The sequence below is a fragment of the Pseudomonas sp. Mn2068 genome (assembly GCF_049319725.1).
Classification (GTDB): domain Bacteria; phylum Pseudomonadota; class Gammaproteobacteria; order Pseudomonadales; family Pseudomonadaceae; genus Aquipseudomonas; species Aquipseudomonas gingeri.
In genome coordinates this window covers 74,938-98,837 of sequence record NZ_JBMOUG010000021.1, presented here as the reverse complement: position 1 = coordinate 98,837, position 23,900 = coordinate 74,938, and the positions used below count along the sequence as shown (strand labels likewise).

21 protein-coding genes are annotated in these 23,900 nt (G+C 65.6%); 4 read left to right on the top strand and 17 right to left on the bottom strand.

Annotation, left to right across the window (positions count from 1 at the left end; all coding sequences use genetic code 11):
* Positions 1–141: 141 nt before the first annotated feature.
* From urtA to cbiE, 15 genes are all read right to left on the bottom strand, one after another.
* Positions 142–1,407 (bottom strand): urea ABC transporter substrate-binding protein, encoded by a 1,266-nt coding sequence (gene urtA / locus ACL9RJ_RS30955; RefSeq protein ID WP_017125657.1) that lies wholly within the window; start codon positions 1,405–1,407, stop codon positions 142–144.
* 422 nt (positions 1,408–1,829) lie between these two features.
* Positions 1,830–2,840, bottom strand: a complete 1,011-nt coding sequence (locus tag ACL9RJ_RS30950) for a FecCD family ABC transporter permease (protein WP_042935140.1) — start codon at positions 2,838–2,840, stop codon at positions 1,830–1,832.
* Positions 2,837–3,787, bottom strand: coding sequence for an ABC transporter substrate-binding protein (locus ACL9RJ_RS30945; RefSeq protein ID WP_017125655.1), 951 nt, complete (start codon positions 3,785–3,787; stop codon positions 2,837–2,839). Before ACL9RJ_RS30945 ends, ACL9RJ_RS30950 begins: the two co-directional genes overlap by 4 nt.
* Positions 3,784–4,572: an ABC transporter ATP-binding protein gene (locus tag ACL9RJ_RS30940; RefSeq protein ID WP_103033007.1), complete on the bottom strand. Its 789-nt coding sequence runs from the start codon at positions 4,570–4,572 to the stop codon at positions 3,784–3,786. The genes ACL9RJ_RS30945 and ACL9RJ_RS30940 overlap by 4 nt, the downstream gene beginning before the upstream one ends.
* A 136-nt stretch (positions 4,573–4,708) precedes the next feature.
* Positions 4,709–6,826: a TonB-dependent receptor gene (locus ACL9RJ_RS30935; protein ID WP_422765963.1), complete on the bottom strand. Its 2,118-nt coding sequence runs from the start codon at positions 6,824–6,826 to the stop codon at positions 4,709–4,711.
* 153 nt (positions 6,827–6,979) lie between these two features.
* The gene (locus ACL9RJ_RS30930) at positions 6,980–8,362 is read right to left on the bottom strand and encodes a PepSY-associated TM helix domain-containing protein (protein ID WP_422765962.1); all 1,383 of its coding nucleotides are present in this window, start codon (positions 8,360–8,362) and stop codon (positions 6,980–6,982) included.
* A 144-nt stretch (positions 8,363–8,506) separates the two neighbouring features.
* Positions 8,507–10,636, bottom strand: coding sequence for a TonB-dependent copper receptor (locus ACL9RJ_RS30925; protein ID WP_042935139.1), 2,130 nt, complete (start codon positions 10,634–10,636; stop codon positions 8,507–8,509).
* Between the two features lie 93 nt (positions 10,637–10,729).
* Positions 10,730–11,164: a DUF2946 domain-containing protein gene (locus tag ACL9RJ_RS30920; RefSeq protein ID WP_017125651.1), complete on the bottom strand. Its 435-nt coding sequence runs from the start codon at positions 11,162–11,164 to the stop codon at positions 10,730–10,732.
* Positions 11,165–11,185: 21 nt separating this feature from the next.
* Positions 11,186–11,671, bottom strand: a complete 486-nt coding sequence (locus tag ACL9RJ_RS30915) for a copper chaperone PCu(A)C (protein WP_017125650.1) — start codon at positions 11,669–11,671, stop codon at positions 11,186–11,188.
* Positions 11,672–11,718: 47 nt separating this feature from the next.
* Positions 11,719–12,123, bottom strand: coding sequence for a DUF2946 domain-containing protein (locus ACL9RJ_RS30910; RefSeq protein WP_042935138.1), 405 nt, complete (start codon positions 12,121–12,123; stop codon positions 11,719–11,721).
* 146 nt (positions 12,124–12,269) lie between these two features.
* On the bottom strand, positions 12,270–12,593 hold the full coding sequence (locus tag ACL9RJ_RS30905; RefSeq protein ID WP_017125648.1) for a DNA-binding protein: 324 nt from the start codon (positions 12,591–12,593) through the stop codon (positions 12,270–12,272).
* 5 nt (positions 12,594–12,598) lie between these two features.
* The gene (locus ACL9RJ_RS30900) at positions 12,599–12,751 is read right to left on the bottom strand and encodes a hypothetical protein (protein WP_017125647.1); all 153 of its coding nucleotides are present in this window, start codon (positions 12,749–12,751) and stop codon (positions 12,599–12,601) included.
* 54 nt (positions 12,752–12,805) lie between these two features.
* Complete coding sequence (locus tag ACL9RJ_RS30895; RefSeq protein ID WP_017125646.1) at positions 12,806–13,528, bottom strand: cobalt-precorrin-6A reductase; 723 nt, start codon at positions 13,526–13,528, stop codon at positions 12,806–12,808.
* Positions 13,525–14,622 carry a cobalt-precorrin-5B (C(1))-methyltransferase gene (locus ACL9RJ_RS30890; RefSeq protein ID WP_177118087.1) on the bottom strand — a complete coding sequence of 366 codons (1,098 nt, stop codon included), beginning with the start codon at positions 14,620–14,622 and terminating at the stop codon, positions 13,525–13,527. The genes ACL9RJ_RS30895 and ACL9RJ_RS30890 overlap by 4 nt, the downstream gene beginning before the upstream one ends.
* Complete coding sequence (gene cbiE, locus ACL9RJ_RS30885) at positions 14,615–15,826, bottom strand: precorrin-6y C5,15-methyltransferase (decarboxylating) subunit CbiE (protein WP_422765961.1); 1,212 nt, start codon at positions 15,824–15,826, stop codon at positions 14,615–14,617. The genes ACL9RJ_RS30890 and cbiE overlap by 8 nt, the downstream gene beginning before the upstream one ends.
* Positions 15,827–15,943: 117 nt before the next feature.
* On the opposite strand from cbiE, the gene cobG reads away from it, so the two are divergent.
* From cobG to cobJ, 4 genes are read left to right on the top strand one after another with little or no spacing between them, the layout of a single operon-like run.
* The gene (gene cobG, locus ACL9RJ_RS30880) at positions 15,944–17,341 is read left to right on the top strand and encodes a precorrin-3B synthase (RefSeq protein WP_422765960.1); all 1,398 of its coding nucleotides are present in this window, start codon (positions 15,944–15,946) and stop codon (positions 17,339–17,341) included.
* The gene (locus ACL9RJ_RS30875) at positions 17,334–17,960 is read left to right on the top strand and encodes a precorrin-8X methylmutase (RefSeq protein ID WP_017125642.1); all 627 of its coding nucleotides are present in this window, start codon (positions 17,334–17,336) and stop codon (positions 17,958–17,960) included. Before cobG ends, ACL9RJ_RS30875 begins: the two co-directional genes overlap by 8 nt.
* Positions 17,960–18,691, top strand: a complete 732-nt coding sequence (locus ACL9RJ_RS30870; protein WP_017125641.1) for a precorrin-2 C(20)-methyltransferase — start codon at positions 17,960–17,962, stop codon at positions 18,689–18,691. Before ACL9RJ_RS30875 ends, ACL9RJ_RS30870 begins: the two co-directional genes overlap by 1 nt.
* The gene (gene cobJ / locus ACL9RJ_RS30865; RefSeq protein ID WP_422765959.1) at positions 18,688–20,394 is read left to right on the top strand and encodes a precorrin-3B C(17)-methyltransferase; all 1,707 of its coding nucleotides are present in this window, start codon (positions 18,688–18,690) and stop codon (positions 20,392–20,394) included. The genes ACL9RJ_RS30870 and cobJ overlap by 4 nt, the downstream gene beginning before the upstream one ends.
* Positions 20,395–20,424: 30 nt before the next feature.
* Here the strand turns inward: cobJ and ACL9RJ_RS30860 are convergent, their stop codons facing one another.
* Positions 20,425–21,021 (bottom strand): MarC family protein, encoded by a 597-nt coding sequence (locus ACL9RJ_RS30860; RefSeq protein ID WP_422765958.1) that lies wholly within the window; start codon positions 21,019–21,021, stop codon positions 20,425–20,427.
* A 61-nt stretch (positions 21,022–21,082) separates the two neighbouring features.
* A complete protein-coding gene (locus tag ACL9RJ_RS30855) occupies positions 21,083–23,863 on the bottom strand; it encodes a response regulator (protein WP_422765957.1) in 2,781 nt (926 codons plus the stop codon).
* Positions 23,864–23,900: the final 37 nt, after the last annotated feature.

The window sequence follows — 23,900 nt, the reverse complement described above, 5'->3', positions numbered from 1 at the left end:
CCCTTGGAGGACCCTTTTTCTAGGGGGGGGCGAAAGCGGTTCTGGGGCCACCTTTGGCACCCCCCTCACGAAAACCCCGGCTCCCACAAGTGGTGTGGTTCAGCCCGCGAACAAGCGTCGGGCTCGACCTTCAGCGGCGGTTCAGTTGCTCTTCACCGCATAGTCCGGCTTCTTGTCGTTGCCCGGGATGAACGGGCTCCACGGCTGGGCACGGATCGGCCCTTCGGTCTGCCAGACCACGTTGAACTGACCGTCCGGCTGGATCTCGCCGATCATCACCGGCTTGTGCAGGTGATGGTTGGTCTTGTCCATGGTCAGGGTGTAGCCCGACGGCGCGGCGAAGGTCTGGCCGGCGAGGGCCTCACGGACCTTGTCGACGTCGGTGGACTTGGCTTTCTCGACCGCCTGGGCCCACATGTGGATACCGACATAGGTGGCTTCCATCGGGTCGTTGGTCACGGCCTTGTCGGCACCCGGGAGGTTTTTCTTCTTGGCGTAGGCTTTCCAGTCGGCGACGAATTTCTTGTTCGTCGGGTTATCCACCGACTCGAAGTAGTTCCAGGCCGCGAGGTTGCCCACCAGCGGCTTGGTGTCGATACCGCGCAGTTCTTCCTCGCCCACGGAGAACGCCACCACCGGTACGTCGGTGGCTTTCAGGCCCTGGTTCGCCAGTTCCTTGTAGAACGGCACGTTGGAGTCGCCGTTGACGGTGGAGATCACCGCGGTCTTGCCGCCGGCGGAGAATTTCTTGATGTTGGCGACGATGGTCTGGTAGTCGGCGTGGCCGAACGGGGTGTAGACCTCTTCGATATCCTTGTCCGCCACACCCTTGGAATGCAGGAACGAACGCAGGATCTTGTTGGTGGTGCGCGGATAGACGTAGTCGGTGCCGAGCAGGAAGAAGCGCTTGGCGCCGCCACCGTCTTCGCTCATGAGATATTCCACCGCCGGGATCGCCTGCTGGTTGGGCGCGGCGCCGGTGTAGAACACGTTCGGCGACATTTCCTCGCCTTCGTACTGCACCGGGTAGAATAGCAGGCCGTTGAGTTCCTCGAACACCGGCAGCACCGATTTGCGCGATACCGAAGTCCAGCAGCCGAACACGACCGCGACCTTGTCCTGGGTCAGCAACTGGCGACCTTTCTCGGCGAACAGCGGCCAGTTGGAGGCCGGATCGACCACCACCGGTTCGAGCATCTTGCCGTTGACGCCGCCCTTGGCGTTGATCTCGTCGATGGTCATCAAGGCCATGTCCTTGAGCGAGGTTTCGGAGATCGCCATGGTGCCGGACAACGAATGCAGGATCCCGACCTTGATGGTTTCGGCGGCCTGGACGGTCCAGGTCATGCCCATGGCGGCAATGGATGCCGTCAGTGTGAAAGCCTTGATCAAGCTACGACGCTTCATGGTGCGATCTCCAGATTCTCGACGTTTTTTTTGGTTGGCAGATGCAGATGCTGAAGGGGCTTTTGCAAGGGGTGTGCCGAGTGGCCTGTGTGACCGGTCAACTTCGGCGCCATAAGCCCTCGCCCTGTGTTGCCGTTCCTCGCCATGGCGGGCCATGACTCGTCACAGCGCCTTGGCCAGGAACTTCCGGCATCCGAATCTGAGCCGGCTGACAGGTGGTTTTTGCGGGGCGCGTGGTCTGAACAGTTGCACCAGGCGGGGGCGACATTGGCGTTGTGGTGCGCGAGGAGCGCCAGATTGGTGCCGATGGCCTTGGCAGTGGGCTTGTCGGGACGCCGCACCGCCACGAAGAGGACTTGCGACCGCCAGCGCAATAGCCGCGGCAGTCCAACACTGTGGGAGCGGGCTTGCCGGCGAAGCTTTTAGCGACGGCGCATCAAGCCGATGAAGAACAGCCCGCCAATGGCTGCGGTCGCCACGCCGATCGGCAAGTCCTCGGGGGCGATCAGGGTCCGTGCCGCGACATCGACCCAGACCAGGAACACGCTGCCCAGCAGTGCCGACACCGGCAGCAGGCGGCGATGCTCGGCGCCCACCAGGCGCCGGGCAATATGCGGCACCATCAAGCCGACAAACCCGATGGAGCCGCTGATGGCGACCAGCACGCCGGTCATCAGCGAGGCGATCAGGAAGACCCGCAAGCGCACATTGCGTGCATTCAGGCCAAGGGTCACGGCGGTCTGTTCGCCGGCCATCAACGCATTCAGCGAGCGGGCCATGCTCAGCAGCAGGACCAGCCCCAGCAGCACGATCACCGACGGAACCGGCAGCAGTTCCCAGCGCGCCAGCCCCAGCCCGCCGAGCATCCAGAACAGCACCGCGGAGCTGGCCCGGTGGTCGCCGAGAAACAGCAGCAGGTTGGCGATCGCCATCATCACGAAGGACACCGCCACCCCGCACAGCAGCAGGCGATCGCTGTCCAACCGGCCCTTGCGGCTGGCGATGGCGAGCACCGCCAGCATGCTGCCCAGGGCGCCGATAAAGGCGGCGATGGGCAGCGTCAGCAGGCCGATGATTTCACCGACGTGCAGCACCACGATCACCGCGCCGAGGGTGGCGCCCGAGGTCACGCCCAGCAGGTGCGGGTCGGCCAGCGGGTTGCGGGTAACGGCTTGCAGCACCGCGCCGATCAGGGCCAGTCCGGCGCCGACCAGGGCGCCGAGCAGCATGCGCGGGACGCGGATCAGCCAGACGATATGTTCCTGGCCGGCGCTCCAGTCGACCGTGCCGGTGCCCAGCAGTTTGTACAACAGGATCCGCCACACCACGTCCACCGGCACCCGCGCCGGGCCGAAGCCCAGCGACACCACGCACGACACCAGCAACAGTGCACCGAGGGCGACCAGCAGCAGGGGGTAGCGGCGGCTCATCATTGTGGGTGGAAACCCTTGGCCAGGGTTTCGATGGCCTTGACGTTATCGATCCCCGGCGTTGCCTCGACATAGGGAATGACGATAAAGCGCTTGTTGCGAATCGCATCCACCGACTGCAGGGCCGGGTTGGTCTCCAGGAAGTGCTGTTTCTGCTCGGCGGTGACTTCGCTGTAGTCGACGATGACGATCACCTGCGGGTTCTTCTCCACCACGGTTTCCCAGTTGACCCGGGTCCAGCTGGCGTCGACATCGTCCAGCACGTTGCGCCCGCCCGCGGCTTCGATCAGCGCCTGGGGCATGGCCAGGCGGCCGGAGGTCATGGCGCGGTCCTCGCCGCTGTCGTAGAGGAATACCCGTGGACGCTCGACGGGCAGGTTCTTGCGCACTGCCGCGACCCTGACCTGCATCTGGCTGATCAGGGCTTCGGCGCGGTCCTGGACATCGAAGATGCGGCCCAGGTTGCGCAGGTCGTTGTAAGTGTCGTCGAGACTGGCGCCCGGGCGCTTCATCACGAAGGCACAGGACTCGGTCAATTCGTAGACATTGATGCCCAGCGGCGCCAGGGTCTGCGGGGTGAGGTCGCCGCCGATGCGCATGCCGTAGTCCCAGCCGGCGAAGAAGAAGTCGACGTTGGCATTGAGCAGGGTTTCCACGGACGGGTACTTGGCCGCCAGTTCCGGCAGGCCGTCGAGGATCCTGGCCATTTCCGGGGTCACCGCTTTCCAGCCGCTGATGCCGCTGTAGCCGGCCATCCGCGACTTGAGACCCAGGGCGAGCATCATCTGGGTCATGTTGATGTCGTGGCTGACCGCGTGTTTCGGTGCCTCCTTGAAGGTCACCTGGCGGTTGCAGCTCTGCACCGTCAACGGGTAGTGGGTGGGCTCGGCCAGGGCGGTCAGGGAGGCGAACAGGGAACCGAGGCAAAGCGCCAGACGCAGTAACTTCATGGTTGGGTTATCCAGGTGATTCGTGGGTAGCCGCAGAGGGGGTGGCTGTCGATCAGGGCCTCGACGCCGAACACGGCGCGCAGCAGATCCGCCGTCAGCACCTCGTCGGGCGTGCCGCTGGCGACGATGCGGCCATGGTTGATCACATACAGCCGGTCGCAGAACGCGGCCGCCAGGTTGAGATCGTGGATGCTGGCGAGCGTGCCGATCTTCAGGCGCTTGACCAGGGTCAGCAGCTCCAGTTGGTAGCGCGGGTCGAGGTGGTTGGTCGGTTCGTCGAGGATCAGCAGTTGCGGCTGCTGGGCCAGGGCGCGGGCGAGGATCACCCGCTGTTTTTCACCGCCGGACAAGGTGGCGAAGGCGTGCTCTTCGAAGCCCAGCAGGCCGACCGATTCCAGGCATTGGCGAACCAGCTGGCGATCGAGCGCGCTGTCGCCGTCGAACAGTTTCTTGTGGGGCGTGCGGCCCATGGCGACCACTTCGTCGACGGTCAGGCCAAAGGCATCGGGAAACTCCTGGAGCACCACCGCGATACGCTGGGCGCACCAGCGGGGCGACTGTTTCCAGACGTTCTGGTGTTCGAGCAGCACCTCGCCGCTTTCCGGCTGGCTGAAGCGATAGGCGCACTTGAGCAGGCTGGTCTTGCCGCTGCCGTTGGGGCCGATCAGGCCGACGAATTCACCCGCCGCCACCCGCAGGTTGGCGTCACGCAGCTGGAACTGGTGATGGCAGTGGTTCTGGCCCAGGGGTGTCCAGGCCAGGTTGGCGAGGGTCAGCGAGGTCATTCCATTCCTGTCTGTGATTGAGCGTTCCCACGCTCGGCGCGGGAACGCATACCGTGACGCCCGGCGTCACAAGAGCGGACGCGGAGCGTCCATGGCGGCGTTCCCACGCCGGAGCGTGGGAACGATCCCGGTACTGTCAAAAGGTGTAGCCCGCGGTCACGAAGAACGAGCGTGGCTGCCCCATGATCCATTGTTGGCCGCTATTGTATTGGCTTTGTGCGTACTGGCGGTCGAACAGATTGTTCAATTGCAGGCCCAGGGTGGTGTTGCGCAAGGCTTTCCACGACACGTTGGCATCGACCACGGTGTAGCTCGGCAGTTCGGCGGTATTGGCGAGGTCGGCATAACGCGCGTCGACATACCGCACACCGGCACCGGCTTTCACCTCGTCGGTGATCGCCTTGCTCAGCCAGAGGTTGGCGGTGCGGCGGGGCACATCCACAGGACGGTTGCCCTTGTAGGACACGACCGTGCTGCCGACCGACTGGTCGAAGTCATCGTATTGCGCCCTGAGGATCGAGGCATTGGCCTGCAACTGCCAGTCGCGGGCCAGTTTCAGGTCGAGGCTGGCCTCCAGGCCGTCGGACGATTGCTGGCCGACCTGCAACTGGTTCTGCGAGTTGCCCGGGTCGGTGGTCAGCAGCTTCTTCTTGACGATGTGATAGGCCGCCAGGGTCCACTCGCCGCGCTGGTCCCAGAACATCTGCTTGAGGCCCACTTCCGATTGCCTGGCGGTGGACAGGTCGAAATTCTGCGCCTTCGGCCCCAGGGTCACCAGGCCGTCGACGCCTTCGGTGCTGGTGGCGTACTGGCCGTAGAGCGAAGTGTCTTCGCTCAAGGCGAACACCAGGCCGACTTTCCAGTTGTTGCCGGCCAGGCTCTTGTCGCTGCGGGTGTCGTTGATCTGGTCGTCATTTTCGATATGCACATAGTCGCGGCGCACCCCGGTCACCAGCGACCAGCGCTCGCTCAGTTGCGTGCGGTTTTCGGCGAACAGCGAGAACTGTCTGGTGGTCGTCGCGAACTGGGGCTGGTAGGCGTCGGCACTTTCGAACTGGCCGGGTTGCGGGTGGTTCAGGTCCAGTGGCGGGCTGCCGGGCAGGTCGTCGAAGCCGGCGTTGCTGTTGAGCTGGAAGCGGATACGGTTGATATCCACGCCGGTCAGCGTCTGGCTGTCGAGCCCGAACAGGCTGTGCTTGAAGGTGAAGGTCTGGCGGTCGCCGGTCTGCTCCTCCTCGTGCTTGATGCCGATATAGCTGGCCCGCGACAAGGTCTGCGTCGCCGGGTCGAAGTTGTAGTTCTCGGCGTTCTGCCAGCGGCGTCGGGCCTTGAGGTAATACAGTTCGTTGCTGGAACTGATGGCATCGGAGATCTGCCAGTCGGTGCGCAGGCGGGTCCATTGGTCGTTGTAGTGCAGCTTGTCGTTGCTGACGTTGTAGTTCTTGAAGCGCAGGCTCTTCTGGTAGCTGCCGTTGATCAGTGGCGAACCGAAGTAGTCGGTGGGCTGCTGGTCGCCATAGTCGGTGGACAGGGTGAACACCAGGTCATCGCTGGCCTGCCAGCGCAGGGCAGCGCTGAAGAAATTGCTGCTCGATTCGCCACGGTCGACCCAGCCGTTGCTGGCCAGGCGGTTGATATTGACGCGATAGCTCAGGTTGTCGGTCAGCGAGCCGCCGCTGTCCAGGGCCTGCTGCTGGCTGTCGTAGGAACCATAGCCGAGGCGCACATGGTTTTCGATTTCGCCCGAGAAAGGTTTTTTCGGGAGGGTGTTGATCACCGCGCCGGTGGCGCCTTCGCCATAGAGGACCGAGGCCGGGCCGCGCAGGACGTCGACCCGCTCGACCGACCAGGCATCCACCGGAAAGGTCACGGTGCCCGCGCCGCTGTACAGGCGGGTGCCGTCATACAACTGCATCACCGAGTTCTGCCCGGTGAAACCACGGGCCTGCAATGACGTGCCGCCATCGCCGGGCGTGCCGGTGCGGCTCAGGCCGGTGCTACGCGACACCGCGTCCTGCACGGTGTTGTCGCCGCGTTCGCGAATACGTTCCCCGGTGAGACTTTCCGTGCTGGCCGGTGTTTCAAGCGCGGTCAGGCCCAGGCGCGAGCCTGCCGTGGTGGGCGTCTTCAGATCGACTGCGTCGCTATCGACGGCAGGCGCGGTGATGGTGCCGGTGGGCAGGGTCAGCGTGGCATCCGCCTGGGCATGGTTGACCGCCAGCAGGCAGAGGCCGGATACGAGGTACTTGTTCATCGGGGTGGTAAGTCGCTTATCTTCAGGAAGACCCGCAGCGGGCGGCTGTGGGTCGGGTATCTCGCGATATTGTTATACTATAACAATATAGGGTTGCAAGACGATGCTCCCGAAAGTTTATAGAACCCTCTGTTTCGCGCATCTCAACGCTTTTCAGGATGAAGGTGAGGTCGATTCATGTTGGCGGTTCAGGCGCGACAGCACTAGCTTGTCGACCACCCAGATCACGATCAGCGAGACGCCCACCAGCGGGAACAGGATCGCCAGGGCAAACATGATCAGCATCGCGCTTTTCCACTTCGGCAGGTCGTGACGCAGCGGCGGAACCCCGAGGCCACCTTGCGGGCGCCGTTTCCACCACATGATCACGCCGCTGATCGAACTCAGCAGGATCATCAGGCAGATCAGCAGGATCGCCAACTGGTTGAGCGGCCCGAAGAGTTTGCCTTCGTGGAGCATCACCCCCATTTCCGTGGCCCGGGCGACATTGCCGTATTGCTGCCAGCGCACGTCGGCGAGAACCGTGCCGGTGTACTGGTCGACATGCAGGGTGGCGTCGTTGCGCGGGTCGTCGGCGAACACCGCGATGGTGAACACGCCTTCGGCGGTACTCGGCGGGGTGATGCTGTAGCCGGGTTCGATGCGGCGCGCCCGCGCGATCTCGACCACCTGTTGCAGGGTGATGGTCGGCGCGGCCGGACCGGCGTGGGCCGCGCCGTGGTTCATGTGCTCGGCGTGGTCGCCGGACATCGGCATCGGCGTGTTTTCCATGGCCCAGGGCACGGTCTGGCGGGTGGCGGTGTTGAGGCTGCGGGCCTCGACGTCGGACTTGGGCACGCTGTTCCACATGGCATCCGGGAACTTGTTCCAGACCTCGGCATATTGCTTGCCCCAGAAGCCGGTCCAGGTCATGCCGCTGAGCAGCATGAACAGCAGCAGCGCCGCGCCCCAGAAACCGGTGACCGCATGCAGGTCGCGCCACAGCAGTCGGCCACGGCTGGTCAGGCGCGGCCAGAGCACGCCGGCTGGAGAGCGCCCGCGCGGCCACCACAGATAGACCCCGGACACCACCAGCACCACGCCCCAGCCGGCGGCCAGTTCCACCAGGCGGTCGCCGACCGTGCCGATTATCAGTTCTCCGTGCAGGGCGCGGGCGATGGCTTGCAGGTTGCGCTTGGCATCCTGGTCGCCGAGGACGTTGCCGCGGTAGGGGTCGATGAACACGTTGAGTTCCCGCGCATCCTGGATCACCACGAACTGCGCGCTGTGCCCGGCGTCGACCGGCGGCAGGTACTGCTTGATGCGGCCCTGTGGATAGGCGGCCTGGACCCGCTGTAATTGTTCATCGGCACTGATCAGGTGATGACCGGGTTCGACCTTCAGCAGATTGCTGTACATCAGTGGGTCGAGTTGGGGCTTGAACAGGTAGATGATCCCGGTCAGGGCCAACAGGATCATGAACGGGGCGACGAACAGCCCTGCGTAGAAATGCCAGCGCCAGGCGAGGTTGTAGAAGGATATCTTTGGTTGGCTCATCGGGAGTGCTCCGCAAGATTTGGGTTTATTTGAGGCTGTACCCTGTGGGGGCGGCTTGCTGGCGATCCAGGCGACGTGATCCAGCGAGGCCGCCGCGTCGATGCCATCGCCGGCAAGCCGGCTCCTACAGGTTCTGCGGTGTGTTTAGAAACTCATGTCCACCTTGGTCCAGAAGGTCCGGCCCGGTTCGTTGATGGCCCGCGGGTCATTGGCCGGATACCCGAACCCGGCATTGCCCGCCAGGTTCAGGTGTTCGGCGTAGGCTTTGTTGAACAGATTGTCGACGCCGGTGCTGACCTTCAGGTGCCGGTTGATCCGGTAGGCGCCATTGAGGGAGAACACACCGAACCCGGCACTGTTGGAGAAGTCCTTGCCGACCACGTTGCCCTTGTCCGGGTCGATGCGGTTCTGCGCCGAAACCATTCGCCACAAGGCACCGGCACTCCAGTCATCCTGGCTGTAGGTCAGGCCCAGGCGGGTATCGAGTGGCGGGATCTGCGGCAGCGCCCTGCCGTCGCTGGTGTTCTTGCCCCAGGCATAGGCCAGGGTCGCATCGGCCTTCCAGTTGGACGTGAGCGCGTAGGCCGCGCCCAGTTCGCCGCCCATGATCCGTGCATCGATGTTCCGTGCCTGGGAGGTCATGCCCATCATCCCCGGCTGGTAGTCGAACAGGATGAAGTCGCGCACCTGGCCGACGTAGCCCGAGGCCCAGGCCTCCAGGTCGGCGGTCTTGTACTGCACGCCGAAGTCCAGTTGCGTGGTCTTCTCCGGCTTTATCCCGTCGAAGGCGTTGGCTGAACCGGCCGGGCCGCTATCGGGGGAGAACAGCTCCCAGTAGTCGGGAAAACGTTCGGCGTGACCGAGACCGGTATAGAACGTGGCCGGGCTGTCGGCGAGGTCGTGTTCATAGCGTACGAAACCGCTGGGCAGGGTATCGGCGCGGGTGTCGTTGGCGGTCGGGTTCGTGCGGGCGCCCATGCCTGAACCGATGCGTTGCCGAAAGTCCCGGGCCGAGGCACGGTCCACGCGGGCACCGCTGATCAGGCGGTCATGTTCGGCGGCGTACCAGGTCAGCTCGCCGAATACCCCGTAGTTGTGGAAGTCGGCGTCCCTGGTGCGTGGCAGGTCCTTGTAGGTATCGATGCCCATGCTGCTGCGGGCGCGATGTTCGTTGGTCTGGGCATCGAGGCCGCCGATCAGTTGCCAGTCGGCCCAGTGCCAGGTGGCTTTGAGCCGCGCACCCAGGGTACGCCGGTCGACATTGGAGGCCATGGGGCCGGCCATCATCCCCGTCCCGGAGGGTTGGCGCAGGGTGTAGTTGTCCATCACGTGGTCGGCGTAGTTGTAGTAGACCTGGGCCTCGAGCTTGTCGAGCACGTCGCCGATATTGGACTTCTCGAAGCGCAGGCCCAGGCTTTCGCGCTTGAACTGCGAGCCGTCCATGCCCCGCCCGGCGTAGCGCGCCTCGCCGTCGCCCTTGCCGGCGGTCAGCTCCAGCAGGGTGTCGGCGTCCGGGGTCCAGCCAAGGGCGACATCGCCGTTCCATTTGTCGTAGCGCGAGGCCACGGTGTCGTTGTTGCCGTCCTTGTAGTCATCGGCGTGGGCCTGGTTGCCGATCACCCGCAGATAACCCAGGGGACCGCCGGCGGCGGCGTCGATCACCTTGTCGAAGCGGCCGTTGGAGCCGGCCAGGACGCTGGCGTCGAGCCGCGTGCCGAGTTCACCGAAGTGCTCGGGCTCACGCTCGAAGAGGATGGTGCCGGCCGAGGCGCCGGGGCCCCAGAGCACGGTTTGCGGGCCCTTGATCACGGTCAGCCGGTCGTAGGTTTCCGGCGAGATGTAGGACGTGGGCGCGTCCATCCGGCCAGGGCAGGCGCCAAGCATCATGCTGCCATTGGTCAGGATATTCAGGCGCGAGCCGAACATGCCACGCAACACCGGATCACCGTTGGTGCCGCCGTTGCGCACCAGGGCGAAGCCGGGGATGGTCTTGAGGTAGTCGCCACCGTCGCTGGCCGGTACCGGCTGGCGCGGATCCCCGGGGTTGGTGACGATTGTCAGTGGCGAGCTGGGGGCGACGGCGGTAATGACTGTCGGACTGATTTCCCGGGCTTGCGGCGAGGGATCGTCGACCGTCTCGGCGGCGAACAGCGTCGGTGCCAGCAGAGCCCCGCACACCAGGGTGGTGGCCTGGCGCAAGCGGGCACGGGGTTCGCCGGGAGCGAAAGGGAGTGCCGCCCGCGTAGCGCGCAGGCGAGTGTTTGCTGTGGACATAAGCGTTCCATCATTCAAGCGAATACAACACGGTCACCGCGCAGCAGCTGTTTGCCACCGTGCGGGACGACCGTGTGAGCGTTGTGGGATTGCCTAGCCGAATGCGGGTGGGGCGCGGGTGCGGGCACCGGGGAAGATGGTGCGCTGGGCATGGCCCAGGCGGGTTTGCGTGGCGGCCAGCGCCGTGGGCCGGGGGCCGTCGAGGGCGGCGAAGGTCAGGGTCTGGGGCAGGGCGGGGCAACTGAACAGCAGTGTGCAGTAGCCGCACTTTTCCCAGAGGGCGTGATGTTCGCCGCCGCTGCCGTGATGTCCTCCACCGGCATGCCCGGCATCCGCGTCCTCCTGTCCGGGCATGTCCATGGGCATTGCCATGTTCATGTCCATCGACATCGACATGGCGTGATGGTCCATCGGCATCGCCTGGGATATCAGCGGGCCGACAAAGATCATCAACATGGCGAACAGGCTCAGCCAGCCGCCACGTACCTGGACGTGGGAGGGCTTGGGCCTGAGGTGGGAACGGCGCATGGCGCTCAGTGGGATCGTCGGTTACTGGGCGTGCTGATGTTCCCTGTCGCCCGCCGTGGCGGGCGCCTGTTTCTGCACCGCGACCTCGACGGTCACGTTGCCGGCCTTTTCAAAATGCAGGGTCAACGGGAAGTGCTTGCCGTCCTGCAGCAGGCTGCGATCCTTCAGGTCCAGCAGCATCACGTGGTAGGCCATGGGCGCGAATTTCACCTCGCCCTTGGCCGGGATGTCGACGCCCGGCACCTGCTGCATCTTCATCAGGTCGCCCTGCATCACATGTTCATGCAACTCGGCTTTTTGGGCGATGGGGCTGTCGACGCCGGTCAGGCGGTCAGGTGTGGCTCCCTGGCTATGGATCACGAAATAGGCGGCCACGGTCGGCGCGTTGGGCGGTAGTTCCTGTGACCACGGGTGGGTGATCTGCAGGTCGCCAACCTTGAATTCATGAGCATTGGCAAAACCGACGGGCAGCAGCAACGCGGCCAGGAGCAGGGCATTCTTGAGCATGGGAGTTCTCCATAACGATTCAAAACGCAAAGGGTTGCGAGTGTGAATCAGCTTGGCGGAGAGGCTCGGGGGTTGAGCGAGGGCCATTGCTGGCGGGGTGTGGGTGTATCGACAGGTTGGCCGGCACGGCTGTGGCTGGCGTCCAGGCGCGCAACCTGTAGCTGGGGCATGTGTCCGGGTAACGCCACCAACGGCGCCGAGCCGGAACAGCACCAGCAGTGCTGCATATTGGAGTGTTCGTCGCTCGCCGGGGCCTTCTGCTCCAGCTTGCCGAGGTCGATGGCAACGAGTCGGCTGCCGCTGGCGGAGCAGAAGCTGCCCCACAGCAGTTGTTCCGACACGGAGCGATCCAGCGATTGCGCCATGGCCCCGGAAATCGGCATGGCGAGCAGATTGAACAGCACTGCGCAGCAGGCGATCCAGGTAGCTACTGCGAGCCGTTGTCGGGACATGGAAGGATTTCCGTCAGATGTTTCAAGGCAGTGGGTTATTTAGCCTGAACGTCCTTCATAAGTAAAAGCAGGCGCTGCGGTGAAAGGTCGCAACAAGGCAGGGGATTTATCCCCGGCAGGCTTCGGTGAAGCGTAGCAGCAAGCACTCAGGTTGCCGGCACCGCGTGTACTTCAATGCTGACCCCCAGTGTTGTGCGGATCACGGAAAAAATGGCTGCCAGGTTGTCCATGCTGGGATTGCCGTTGGCGGAGAGCATGCGGTGCAGGCTTTTGCTGGGTTTGTCGGTTTCCCTGGCCAATCCCTCGAAGCCGACTGTCGCGTTGACCAGGTCGCGCAGGATCACCCGGGCCATTTCCGGTTCGCCATTGAGAAACAGGCTGGCGGCTTCGTCCAGCAACGCCTCGGCGAATGCCGGATCGCGTTGTGCCCGTTCGGCGACGGTTTGCTTGAAGCTGCGGGTCAGGGCCATTGGCGTTACCTCGTATGCAGTTCTGCGCTTTTGCGGCGCTTGTATTCGTCAACCAGCAACTTGGCGCGCCGGATGTCTTTTTGCACATCCAGTGAAGCGAACCACTTTTCGAACGGGTTGCCGTGGTTGTCCCGTATGTATTCTTCGACATCGATCATCCGCGTCCTCAAGGTAACGAATAAGTTACTATTTTGACAAGCGACGATCGTGATCTATTGAAGGGCGATTGCCAACGCCTCAAGTGTTTCCTCGAGCGTCTGGAACTCGCGTGCCGCAGCCGGTAATACCGGGCGCTTGAGGATCAGTACCGGCAGTGCGCGTTCGCGGGCCACCTGCAGCTTGGGCTCGGTCGCGCTGCTGCCGCTGTTCTTGCTGATCAGCACGTCGATGGCGCGACGCTCGAACAGGGCTCGCTCGTCCTCCAGGCGGAACGGGCCACGGGCGCCGATCACTTCGCAGCGTTCGTTGCCGGGATACTCGTCGAGCGCACGCAGGGTCCAGAACTGTCCGGCGGGGATTTCATCCAGGTGTTGCAGCGGTTCGCGGCCGAGGGTGAACAGCGGTCGCTGGAACGGTTTCAGGGCGTCGACCAGTTCGGCCCAGTCCGCGACTTCCCGCCAGTCGTCCCCAGGCTCGGCCACCCAGTCCGGGCGACGCAGTGCCCAGCAGGCAATGCCGCTGATAGCAGCCGCCGCGACGGCATTGCGGCTGATCTGCGCGGCATAGGGATGGGTGGCGTCCAGCAGCAGGTCGATGCCCGCTTCGCGGATAAAAACCGCCAAGCCCTCGGCCCCGCCATAACCGCCGACCCGTACCTGGCAGCGCAGGTCGCCCGGCACCCGGCCAACCCCCGCGAGGCTGTAGATATGCCGCGGACCCAGCGTACGGGCAATCGCCAGGGCTTCGGTGATGCCGCCCAGCAGCAATACCTTCATCGGAAAGCTCCCGCATGACCCACGACACCGCCCTGGCGATCGATGGCGAAGACTTCGACCTGTACCTGCGCCGGAACCACGCTGCGGGCAAAGTCCAGCGCATGCCGGCAGACCGCGTCGCCGAGGGCGATCCCGGCGGCGCTGGCCATGGCGAGGGCCTGCTGGCTGGTATTGGCCTGGCGGATGGCGTCCTGCAAGGCCTCATCGGCCCCCACCGCCGCGGCCCATTCGGCCAGTTGCGGCAGGTCGATGCTCGAATGCCGGCTGTGCAGGTCCATGTGCCCGGCGGCCAACTTGCTGATCTTGCCGAAGCCGCCGCACAGGCTCAATTTATCCACAGGCACTTTGCGCAGGTGCTTGAGCACGGCACCGACGAAATCGCCCATTTCGATCAGGGCGATCTCCGGCAGGTTGTACACGCGGCGCATGGTGTCTTCGCTGGCATTGCCGGTGCAGGCGGCGATATGCAGGTAGCCATTGGTCTTGGCGACGTCGATGCCCTGGTGGATCGAGGCGATATAGGCCGCGCAGGAGAACGGCCGGACAATGCCGCTGGTGCCGAGGATCGACAGCCCGCCGAGAATGCCCAGGCGCGGGTTCATGGTCTTCAGGGCCAGGGCTTCGCCGCCCTCGACGTTGACGGTCACCGAGAAGCCACCGGCATAGCCGTGTTCGGCCGCCAGTTGCCGCAGGTGGTCGCTGATCATCTTGCGCGGCACCGGGTTGATCGCCGGTTCGCCGACCGGCAGCACCAGGCCCGGGCGCGTCACGGTACCGACACCGGCACCGGCGTGAAACTGCACGCCGGGCTCGGCGATCAGGCGGACCCGCGAATACAGCAGGGCACCGTGGGTGACATCCGGATCGTCGCCGGCATCCTTGAGGGTCCCGGCCTCGGCACCGTCTTCGTGCAGGCGGCAGAACTCCAGGCGCATTTCCACCTGCTTGCCCTTGGGCAGGATGATCCGCACCGCATCGTGGCTGACGCCGGCCAGCAGCAGCCGTGCCGCCGCCAGCGAGGTGGCGGTGGCACAGCTGCCGGTGGTCAGGCCGCTGCGCAGGGGCGCGGGTTGTTCGGCGGTTTCGTCACGCATCGCGAGGCTTGACCACGTCGAGCAGGGTGATGGGCAGCGCCTGGCGCCAGGTATCGAAGTCACCCAGGGGCTGGGCCTGGGCGATATGGATACGGGTCAGCTCGCCGCCATGGACCTGCCGCCAGTGCATCAGGAGCGCTTCGCTTTGCAGGGTCACGGCATTGGCCACCAGGCGTCCGCCGGGCTTGAGCCGGGCCCAGCAGGTATCCAGCACGCCGGGGCGGGTCACGCCGCCGCCGATAAAGATCGCGTCCGGCGGCTCCAGGTCCGCCAGGGCCTCCGGCGCGCTGCCGCGCACCAGGCGCAGGCCGGGCACGCCGAGGGCGTCGCGGTTGTATTCGATCAGTTGCTGGCGACCGTCGTCCGCCTCGACGGCAATGGCCCGGCAACCGGGGTGGGCACGCATCCATTCGATGCCGATGGAGCCGCTGCCGGCGCCGACATCCCACAGCAGTTCGCCGGGCACCGGAGCGAGACGGGCCAGGGTGATGGCGCGGACGTCGCGCTTGGTCAATTGGCCGTCGTGGCGGAAAGCCGAGTCCGGCAGGCCGCCGATCCGCGACAGGCGCGGCGTCGTCGGATCGGCCAGGCAGTCGATGGCGACCAGGTTCAGTTTGGCGATGGTGGGCTCCTGCCAGGTGTCTGCCACTCCGTCGACGCGACGCTCCAGCGCACCGCCCAAGTGTTCCAGTACGCTGATACGGCTCGGCCCGAAACCCCGTTCGCGGAGCAGGGCGGCGATCGCGGCGGGACTCTGCCCGTCATTGCTCAGCACCAGCAGGCGCACGCCCGTATGCAGTTGCGCACTCAGGGCCGCGACGGGCCGGGCGACCACCGACAGGCACACCACATCCTGCAGGGCCCAGCCCAGGCGGGCGGCGGCCAGCGAGTAGGCGGAGGGTGCGGGCAGCACCTGCATGTCCTCTGCGCTCACCTGGCGCGACAGGCTGGCACCGACGCCGAACAGCATCGGGTCGCCGCTCGCCAGCACGCAGACCGACGTACCGCGCAGGGCCAGCACCGGTTCGATGGAGAACGGGCTGGGCCAGGCCTGGCGTTCGGCACGGATGCACGCCGGCAGCAGGTCGAGCTGGCGTTGCCCGCCGAATATCCGCGCAGCCCCCAGCAGTGCGCGCCGGGCATTTTTGCCCAGGCCACTGAAGCCGTCTTCACCGATTCCCACTACTGTCAGCCAGGGCGTCATCTAAAATCCTCAAAACACGGCTGTTCCGACGGGCAGTCTTTTCATGCCTTCGGACAAAGCAGGCATAATACCGCGCCTTCGACGGCGAAACGCCTTTCCCTTACTGTCGGTTGCCCCTTGAACGAACACCCGCTTGCCAATGCCATCCGCCCCTCGGCCTGTCCGGGGTTGTTGCGCATCGTCCCGGCACTGGATGGCGGTATCTGTCGGATCAAGCTGGCCGGGGGCGTGATCAGCGCCGCCCAGGCCCTGGCCGTCGCCGAGGCCGCCGAGCGTTATGCCGGCGGGGTGATCGAGGCGACCAACCGGGCCAACCTGCAGATTCGCGGGATCGGCGAGCAGCATGCGGCCCTGGTCACCACCTTGCTGGCGGCCGGTCTCGGGCCCGACGCCGAGGCGACGGACACCGCTCCCACAGGAGCAGTGATCTCCACAGGGGGGCAGGTTGCCAATCAGGCGCAGACCTCCGGTGCCGATGACGTGCGCAACCTGATGCTCAGCCCCAGCGCCGGTATCGACGCACTGATGCTGATCGACACGCGCCCCCTCGCCGCACAGATCCTCGCCACGTTGCAGGGCCAACGGCGCTTCCATGAGCTGTCGGCCAAGTTCGCGTTGCAACTCGACGGCGGCGAAGCCCTGGCGATGCTCGAACATCCCCATGACCTGTGGCTGTCGGCGCTGTCGATCGAGGGCAGGCCGTGGCTGGCATTCGGTCTCGCCGGCTGTCCGGCCCATGACGCGCCCCTGGCCGCGGTGCCTCTGGAGCAGGGCCACGACCTGGTGGTGGCGGTGCTGGAACTGTTCCTCGACCTGGCCCGAGCGGAGCAGACGCGCATGCGCCACCTGCTGGCCGAGGTGCCGGTCGAGTCGTTCCTGGCGCAGTTGGCCGCGCGTCTCGGCAGCGCACTGACGCCGGTCCCGCACTGGCAACGGCCTGCCGCCACCGACCTGCGGCATATCGGCACTTATCCGCAGCGCCAGCCGGGCCTGGTGCATATCGGTGCGGTGTTCCCGTTGGGACGCCTCGATGCCCCGATGCTCGACGGCGTGGCCCGGCTGGCGCTGCAACAGGGCGATGGCAGCCTGCGCCTGACGCCCTGGCAGAGCCTGCTGCTGCCCAATATCCGCGAGGAGGACGCGGCCAGCGTCACCGCGCGCCTGCGACAACTCGGCCTGCTCTGCGACGCCGACCAGGCGCTGGCCCGGATCATCGCCTGCACCGGCGCCGGCGGCTGTGCCAAGGGCCTGGCCGACACCAAGGCCGATGCCCGGCGCCTGGCGACGCTGCTGTCCGGGCGGGCCCAGGCCGTCCACCTGTCCGGTTGCGGCCGCTCCTGCGCCGCGGCCCATGTGGCGCCGACCACCTTGCTGGCGGTCTCGCCCGGCCACTACGACCTCTATTTCCGCGATGCAGCCCAGCCCGGCTTCGGCCTGCTGCACGCGCGCAACCTTACTATTGATGCGGCGGGTGCGTTGCTCGAAGCCCGCTCACGGAGCAGTACCGATGATTGATTACATCCGCGATGGTCAGGAGATCTATCGCAACTCCTTCGCGATCATTCGCGCGGAAGCGAACCTGGCGCGTATTCCCGCCGATCTCGAAAAGCTCGCCGTGCGGGTCATCCACGCCTGCGGCATGGTCGATGCCATCGACGGCCTGCAGTTCTCGCCGGGTGCTGGCAAGGCCGGGCGCGATGCCCTGGCGGCCGGCGCGCCGATCCTCTGTGATGCGCGCATGGTTTCCGAAGGCATCACCCGCGCCCGCCTGCCGGCGAACAACCCGGTGATCTGCACCCTGCGCGACGAGCGTGTGCCGGAGCTGGCGCGGGAGCAGGGCAACACCCGCTCGGCGGTGGCCCTGGAGTTGTGGCGGCCGCATCTGGAAGGCAGCGTGGTGGTGATCGGCAATGCCCCGACCGCGCTGTTCTACTTGCTGGAAATGCTCGATGCCGGCGCGCCGAAGCCGGCGCTGATCCTCGGTTTCCCGGTGGGCTTCGTCGGTGCCGCCGAGTCAAAGGCGATGCTCGCCGCCGACAGCCGTGGCGTGCCGTTCGTGATCATGCAAGGCCGCCTGGGTGGCAGCGCCATGGCCGCCGCCGCCGTCAACGCACTCGCCACGGAGATTGAATGATGCAGCAGCCTGGACGTCTGATCGGCCTCGGCGTGGGGCCGGGTGACCCGGAACTGATCACCGTGAAGGCGCTGCGCCTGTTGCGCGAGTCGCCGGTGGTGGCGTACTTCGTCGCCAAGGGCAAGAAGGGGAATGCCTTCGGTATCATCGAGGCGCACCTGCAGCAAGCGCAGACCCTGTTGCCGCTGGTCTACCCGGTGACCACCGAGGCCCTGCCGGCGCCGCTGTCCTACGAGCAGGTGATCAGCGACTTCTATGACGAGGCCAGCCTGGAAGTGGCCGCGCACCTGGATGCCGGCCGCGACGTGGCGGTGATCTGCGAAGGCGATCCGTTCTTCTACGGCTCCTACATGTACCTGCACGACCGCCTGGCCGAGCGCTACGACGCCGAGGTGATTCCCGGCGTGTGCTCGATGCTCGGTGGCGCTTCGGTGCTCGGTGTGCCGCTGGTGTACCGCAACCAGAGCCTGTCGGTGTTGTCCGGCGTGCTGCCCCATGACGAACTCAAGCGGCGCCTGGCCGATGCCGATGCGGCGGTGATCATGAAACTGGGGCGTAACTTCCACAAGGTCCGCCAGGTGCTCGAAGAGCTGGGCCTGGCCGGTCGCGCGCTGTATGTGGAGCGGGCGACCATGGCCAACCAGAAGATCGTGCCGCTCGATGAGGTCGAGCCGATGTCCTCGCCTTACTTCTCGCTGATCATCGTGCCCGGCGAACGGTGGCAGGGATGAGTCGCCCGCAACCGGCCATTGTCATCCTCGGCAATGGCAGCCTCGCGACGGCCCGCAGGCTGCAACAGATCTATCCGGAGGCGCTGGTCTATGGCCTGGCCGAGCGGGTCGACGGCGCGGACCGGCTGTATCACGAGTTTGGCGCGACGATGCGCCAGCTCTACCAGCAGGACACGCCGATCATTGCCCTGTGCGCCGCCGGCATCGTGATCCGCACGCTGGCCCCGGTGCTCCTGGAAAAAGGCGCCGAGCCGCCGGTACTGGCCGTGGCCGAGGACGGCAGCGCGGTGGTGCCGCTGCTGGGGGGGCTTGGTGGGGTGAATGTCATGGCCCGGGAAATGGCGGCAGGCCTGGGTGTGGCGGCGGCCATCACCACCAGCGGCGAGCTGCGTTTCGGCACCTGCCTGCTGAACCCGCCCAGTGGCTACGCGCTGGGCGACCTGGAGCTGGGCAAGCGGTTTGTCTCGGACTTGCTGGCCGGCGAAAGCGTGCGTATCGAAGGGGCGGCGCCCTGGCTGGCGCAGGCGCACTTGCCGGAGGACCGTCAGGCGCGCCTGTCGATTCATGTCGGCAGCGCCGAGCGTGTGCCGGTGGCCAATGAGTTGCTGATCTATCCGCGCAGCGTCCTGGTGGCGGTGACGGCCGCGGTGCCTGGGCTGGCCGGTGCGGTTCGTGAAGCCTTGCACGGGGCGAATATCGCCTGGCAGTCGCTGGCCTGCCTGCTGGCGGCGGACAGCGAGATGGCCAGTCCTGCGCTGCGTGAAGCGGCGGTCGAGTTGGGCGTGCCGTTGCGTTTTATCGCCTCGGGCGGCTCTGTCGCGGCCATGGCGCAACAGGCGGTACCGCAGTTGCTGCCGCCGATCTGTGTCGGCGAGGGCCTGGCGATTGCCGTCGCCAGCCAGCCGCTGGAACCTGAGCGCATCGGTCGTCCGCGCGGGCGCCTGGCGGTGATCGGCCTCGGGCCCGGCGCTGCCGAGCTGATGGTGCCGGCGGTCAAGGCCGAGCTGGCCCGGGCCAACGACGTGCTGGGCTATGAAACCTATGTGCGCATGGCCGGACCGTTTCGTGCCGACCAGGTGCTGCATTGCACCGACAACCGCGAGGAAATGCAGCGCGCCCGGCATGCCTTCGAACTGGCGGCCGAGGGCCGTTCAGTGGTGGTGGTGTCATCCGGCGATCCGGGCGTATTCGCCATGGCCGCGGCGGTGCTCGAAGCCCTGCATGAGTCCGGCGATTCGGCCTGGCACAACGTCGAGCTGGAAATCCTCCCCGGCGTTTCCGCCTCGCTCGCCACGGCGGCCCAGGCCGGTGCTCCCCTGGGGCATGACTTCTGCGTGATGTCCCTGTCGGACAACCTCAAGCCCTGGACGATCATCGAGAAGCGTCTCGACCTCGCGGCCCAGGCCGACCTGGCCCTGGCGTTCTACAACCCGATCTCGCGCTCGCGTCCGTGGCAACTGGGTCGTGCGCTGGAAATCGTCGCCCGACACCGCACGCCGCAGACGCCGGTGGTACTGGGACGGGATATCGGCCGGCCGGGACAGACCTTGCGGGTGACCACCCTGGGTGAGCTGACGCCGGAGCAGGTGGACATGCGCACCATGGTCATCATCGGCTCGTCCACCACCTGCGTCTTCCCGCGGGCCGACGGCGGCGAGTGGGTCTATACGCCGCGCTGGTACGGTGAAAAGCCTGGTTCCTGAGGGCGTTAGCGACCGTACCGGGTCCTGATTTCATGGCACCAGGTAGCCGCGCACCCCGGTGAAGATGATCTGTGCCGCCAGGGCGCAGACGAACAGTCCCATCAGGCGGCTGACGATCTGCAGGCCCTGGTCGCCGAGGATCCGTTCGATCCGGTTCGACAGGTACAGCACCACGCCGACGGTAAAGCTCGCCAGGGCGATACTGACGATGGCGGTGAGCTTGTCGTCCCAATGGGGCTGGCTGACGCCCATGACCAGCAGGGCGCCGATGGTGCCGGGGCCGACGGTCAAAGGAATGGTCAGCGGGACGATGGTCACGTCCTGCTGCACGTTGTCGGTCTGCACGGCCGACTTGCCCTGGGCCATGTCCAGTGCCGAGATGAACAGCACGCTCCCCGCGCCAATGCGGAAGGCGTCCACGGTGATGCCGAACACACTGAAGATCACTCTCCCGAACAGATACAGCAGCACGCTGGAGACCAGGGTGGCGAGCGCCACTTTCCAGGCCAGGCGCCGGCGCTCCTTGCTGGAGTAGCCGCGGGTCAGGCTGATAAAGCAGGACAGGACGAAGAACGGGCTGTAGAGCACCAGCATCTTCAGGTAAACGCTGAACAACACGTGGAGCATGGCTTGAGCTCGAACGGAGGAGGGCGGACGCAGTCTATCAGGCGCCGCGCGGTCTGTCGGCTCAGGAGGTGGTGGGGGCCTGGACTTGCTGGCTGTCGCGCTGGGCCACCCAGTGCTCCACCAGCTCGCGCAGTTGCGAGAGTTCCACCGGCTTGGCCATGTGGCCGTCCATGCCGGCCTGGCGCGCCCGTTCCTTGTGCTCGCTGAGGATATGCGCGGTCAGCGCCACCACCGGCGTGCGCACGCGCTGGTTGCCGACTTCCCATGCCCGCAGTTGCTGGGTCGCGGAGAAGCCGTCGAGGATCGGCATTTCGCAGTCCATCAGGACCAGGTCGTAGCGCTGGGCCTTCATCGCGCGCAGGGCTTCTTCGCCGTTGCTGGCGGTATCGGGCTGCAGGTTGAGCTTGCCCAGCATGCCGCGAATCACCTTGGTGGAGATGCTGTTGTCTTCGGCCACAAGGATGCGGAAATCGCTCGGTACGGTGACGGGAGCCACGGCGGGCGTGCTCGGTGCGGGCACCGCGGCCGGGCCCTTGCTGCGCTGGGTCAGTTCGTCCGCCAGGGTGGTCTTGAGGGTGTAGCCGGCCACCGGCTTGGCGAGGATGCGCTTGATACCGGCATTGCGCGCGATGATCTTGCTCGGCGCATTGCTGATACCGGTCAGCATGATCAGCAGGATGTCGTGGTTGAGGCTCGGATCTTCCTTGATCTTCGCCGCCAGTTGCATGCCGGTCATGCCGGGCATGTTCTGGTCGAGCAGGACCACGTCGAAGTAGTCGCGCAGGTGCGCCTTGGTGCGCAGCAGGGCCAGCGCTTCCTTGCCCGAAGGCACGGCGCTGACGTTCAGGCCCCAGGCGCTGCATTGCTGCACCAGGACCTTGCGACAGGTGTCGTTGTCGTCGACCACCAGCACCCGGGCGCCCTTGAGCGGGCCGTCGAGGTCGGAGGTCGGGTGTTCCAGGTGCAGCGGATCCAGCGGCAGCGTCAGCCACAGGGTGCTGCCCTGGTTGGGGCTGTTCTTGATACCGAACTCGCCATGCATCAGCAGGATCAGCTGGCGGGCGATCACCAGGCCCAGATGGCCGCCCAGGCGGGTCGCGGCGAGGAAGTTCTTGCTCTGCAATTCGGCGTGCAGCAGGGCATCGCGCTCTTCGTCATCCATCGGCATGCCGCTGTCCTGCACCGCGATGCGCAGGCGTGGCTGGCCACTGCGTTCGTCGAGGGCGACGACGATGAGGATCTCGCCCTCGTCGGTCTTTTTCAGGGCGTTTTCCAGCAGGCTGAGCAGGGCCTGGCGCAGGCGCGTCGGGTCGCCGCTGATCACCCGCGGGACCTGCGGCTGGATGAAGCTGATCAGTTCGACGTTCTGCTGCTCGGCCTTGGCGCGGAAAATACTCAGGCAGTCTTCGATCAGGGCATTGAGGTCGAATTGCACGTCGTCGAGCTCGATCTGCCCGGACTCCAGCTTGGAGATGTCGAGAATCTCGTTGATCAGGGTCAGCAGTTCGTTGCCGGCGCTGTGGATGGTCTGCACGTAGTCGCGCTGCTTGACCGACAGCGGCGTGCCCAGCAGCAGCTCGGTCATGCCCAGCACGCCGTTCATCGGGGTGCGGATCTCGTGGCTGATCTTCGCCAGGAACTCGGCCTTGGCGGCGATTTCGGCGTTGCTCGCGGCCAGGTCGCGGCTGACGCTGAACTGGTCTTCGGTGATGCTGCGGCGGCGCTCGCCGAGGGCGATGCTCATCAACAGGCCGCTGATGCAGATGAAGATCAGCAGGGCGACGATCAGGCCCTGCGGCGGCACCAGGGTCAGGCCCAGCAGGGCGGGGAGGATGACCAGCGTGCCGATATTGAAGATGACCATGGCGACGACGAACAGTCGCGCCGGACGATAGCCCTTCTGCCAGTGATAGGCGGCGACCAGCAGGATGCTCAGGCTGGCGAGCCCGACCAGGCCGTAGGTCATCACGTTCAGGGGCAGGGTGTCGACGAACAGCAGCAACAGCCCGCCCAGGCAGATCACCAGGATGTCGCCCAGCAACAGCTTGTTCAGCGGATGCGGCCCCAGGGGGGAGAAGAAGCTGTAGGTGAACATCAGGCCGCAGGGCGCGGTGAGCAACAGCGCCAGGTAGGCGCCGGGCGTCTGCGCGCCGTGCCAGTCGGGCAGCCACGGCCCCGCCAGGTTGAGCAGGAACAGGGCGCTGAGCAACAGCAGGGCTTCACAGGACGCCAGCCACAGGCTGCTGCGCGAACGGGTATAGGCGAAGCGGGTCAGGTTGTGCAGGATCAGCATCGACAGGCAGCCGAACAGCAGGCCGTAGAGCAACGTCTGGCCCTGGTCGGCGGCGCTCATCACCGCCGATTCGAGGGTGATATGGGGACGCAGTTCGTGTTTCGAGACCAGCCTCAGGTAGATGTCGAGGGGCTTGGGGCTTTGTATCAGGGGCAGCATGAAATCGCTGCTGGGCAATGGTCGTTCGGCTTTCGACAGGTCATTGCCGCTGCGGACCTGGTCGATCAGCGTGTCGCCGTCGAGGGTGTACAGGTCGAGGCGGGCGAGGTCGGGGGCAAAGACCCGCAGCAATTGTTCGTGTTTGCCCGGCTGCAGACGGAAGCGCAACCACAGCGCGCCATCGGGCTCGGCGGCGGTCAGGCGGTCGAGTTCGACGGGGCTGAATTGGTTGATGTAGCGCGAAGAGCGGATATCGCTGAGTTGCAGGTCGGCCTGATCGTCGAACAATACCGCCCAGCCACTGCCTTGCGAGGCGTGGGCGGCCGATGCGAGGCAAAGCAGGGTCAGCAGGCTGACGGTGAAACTTATGGCAATCCTGAGCCAGCGCACGGCGAAATCCCTTCGTAGGTTGATGCCTGAGTCATAA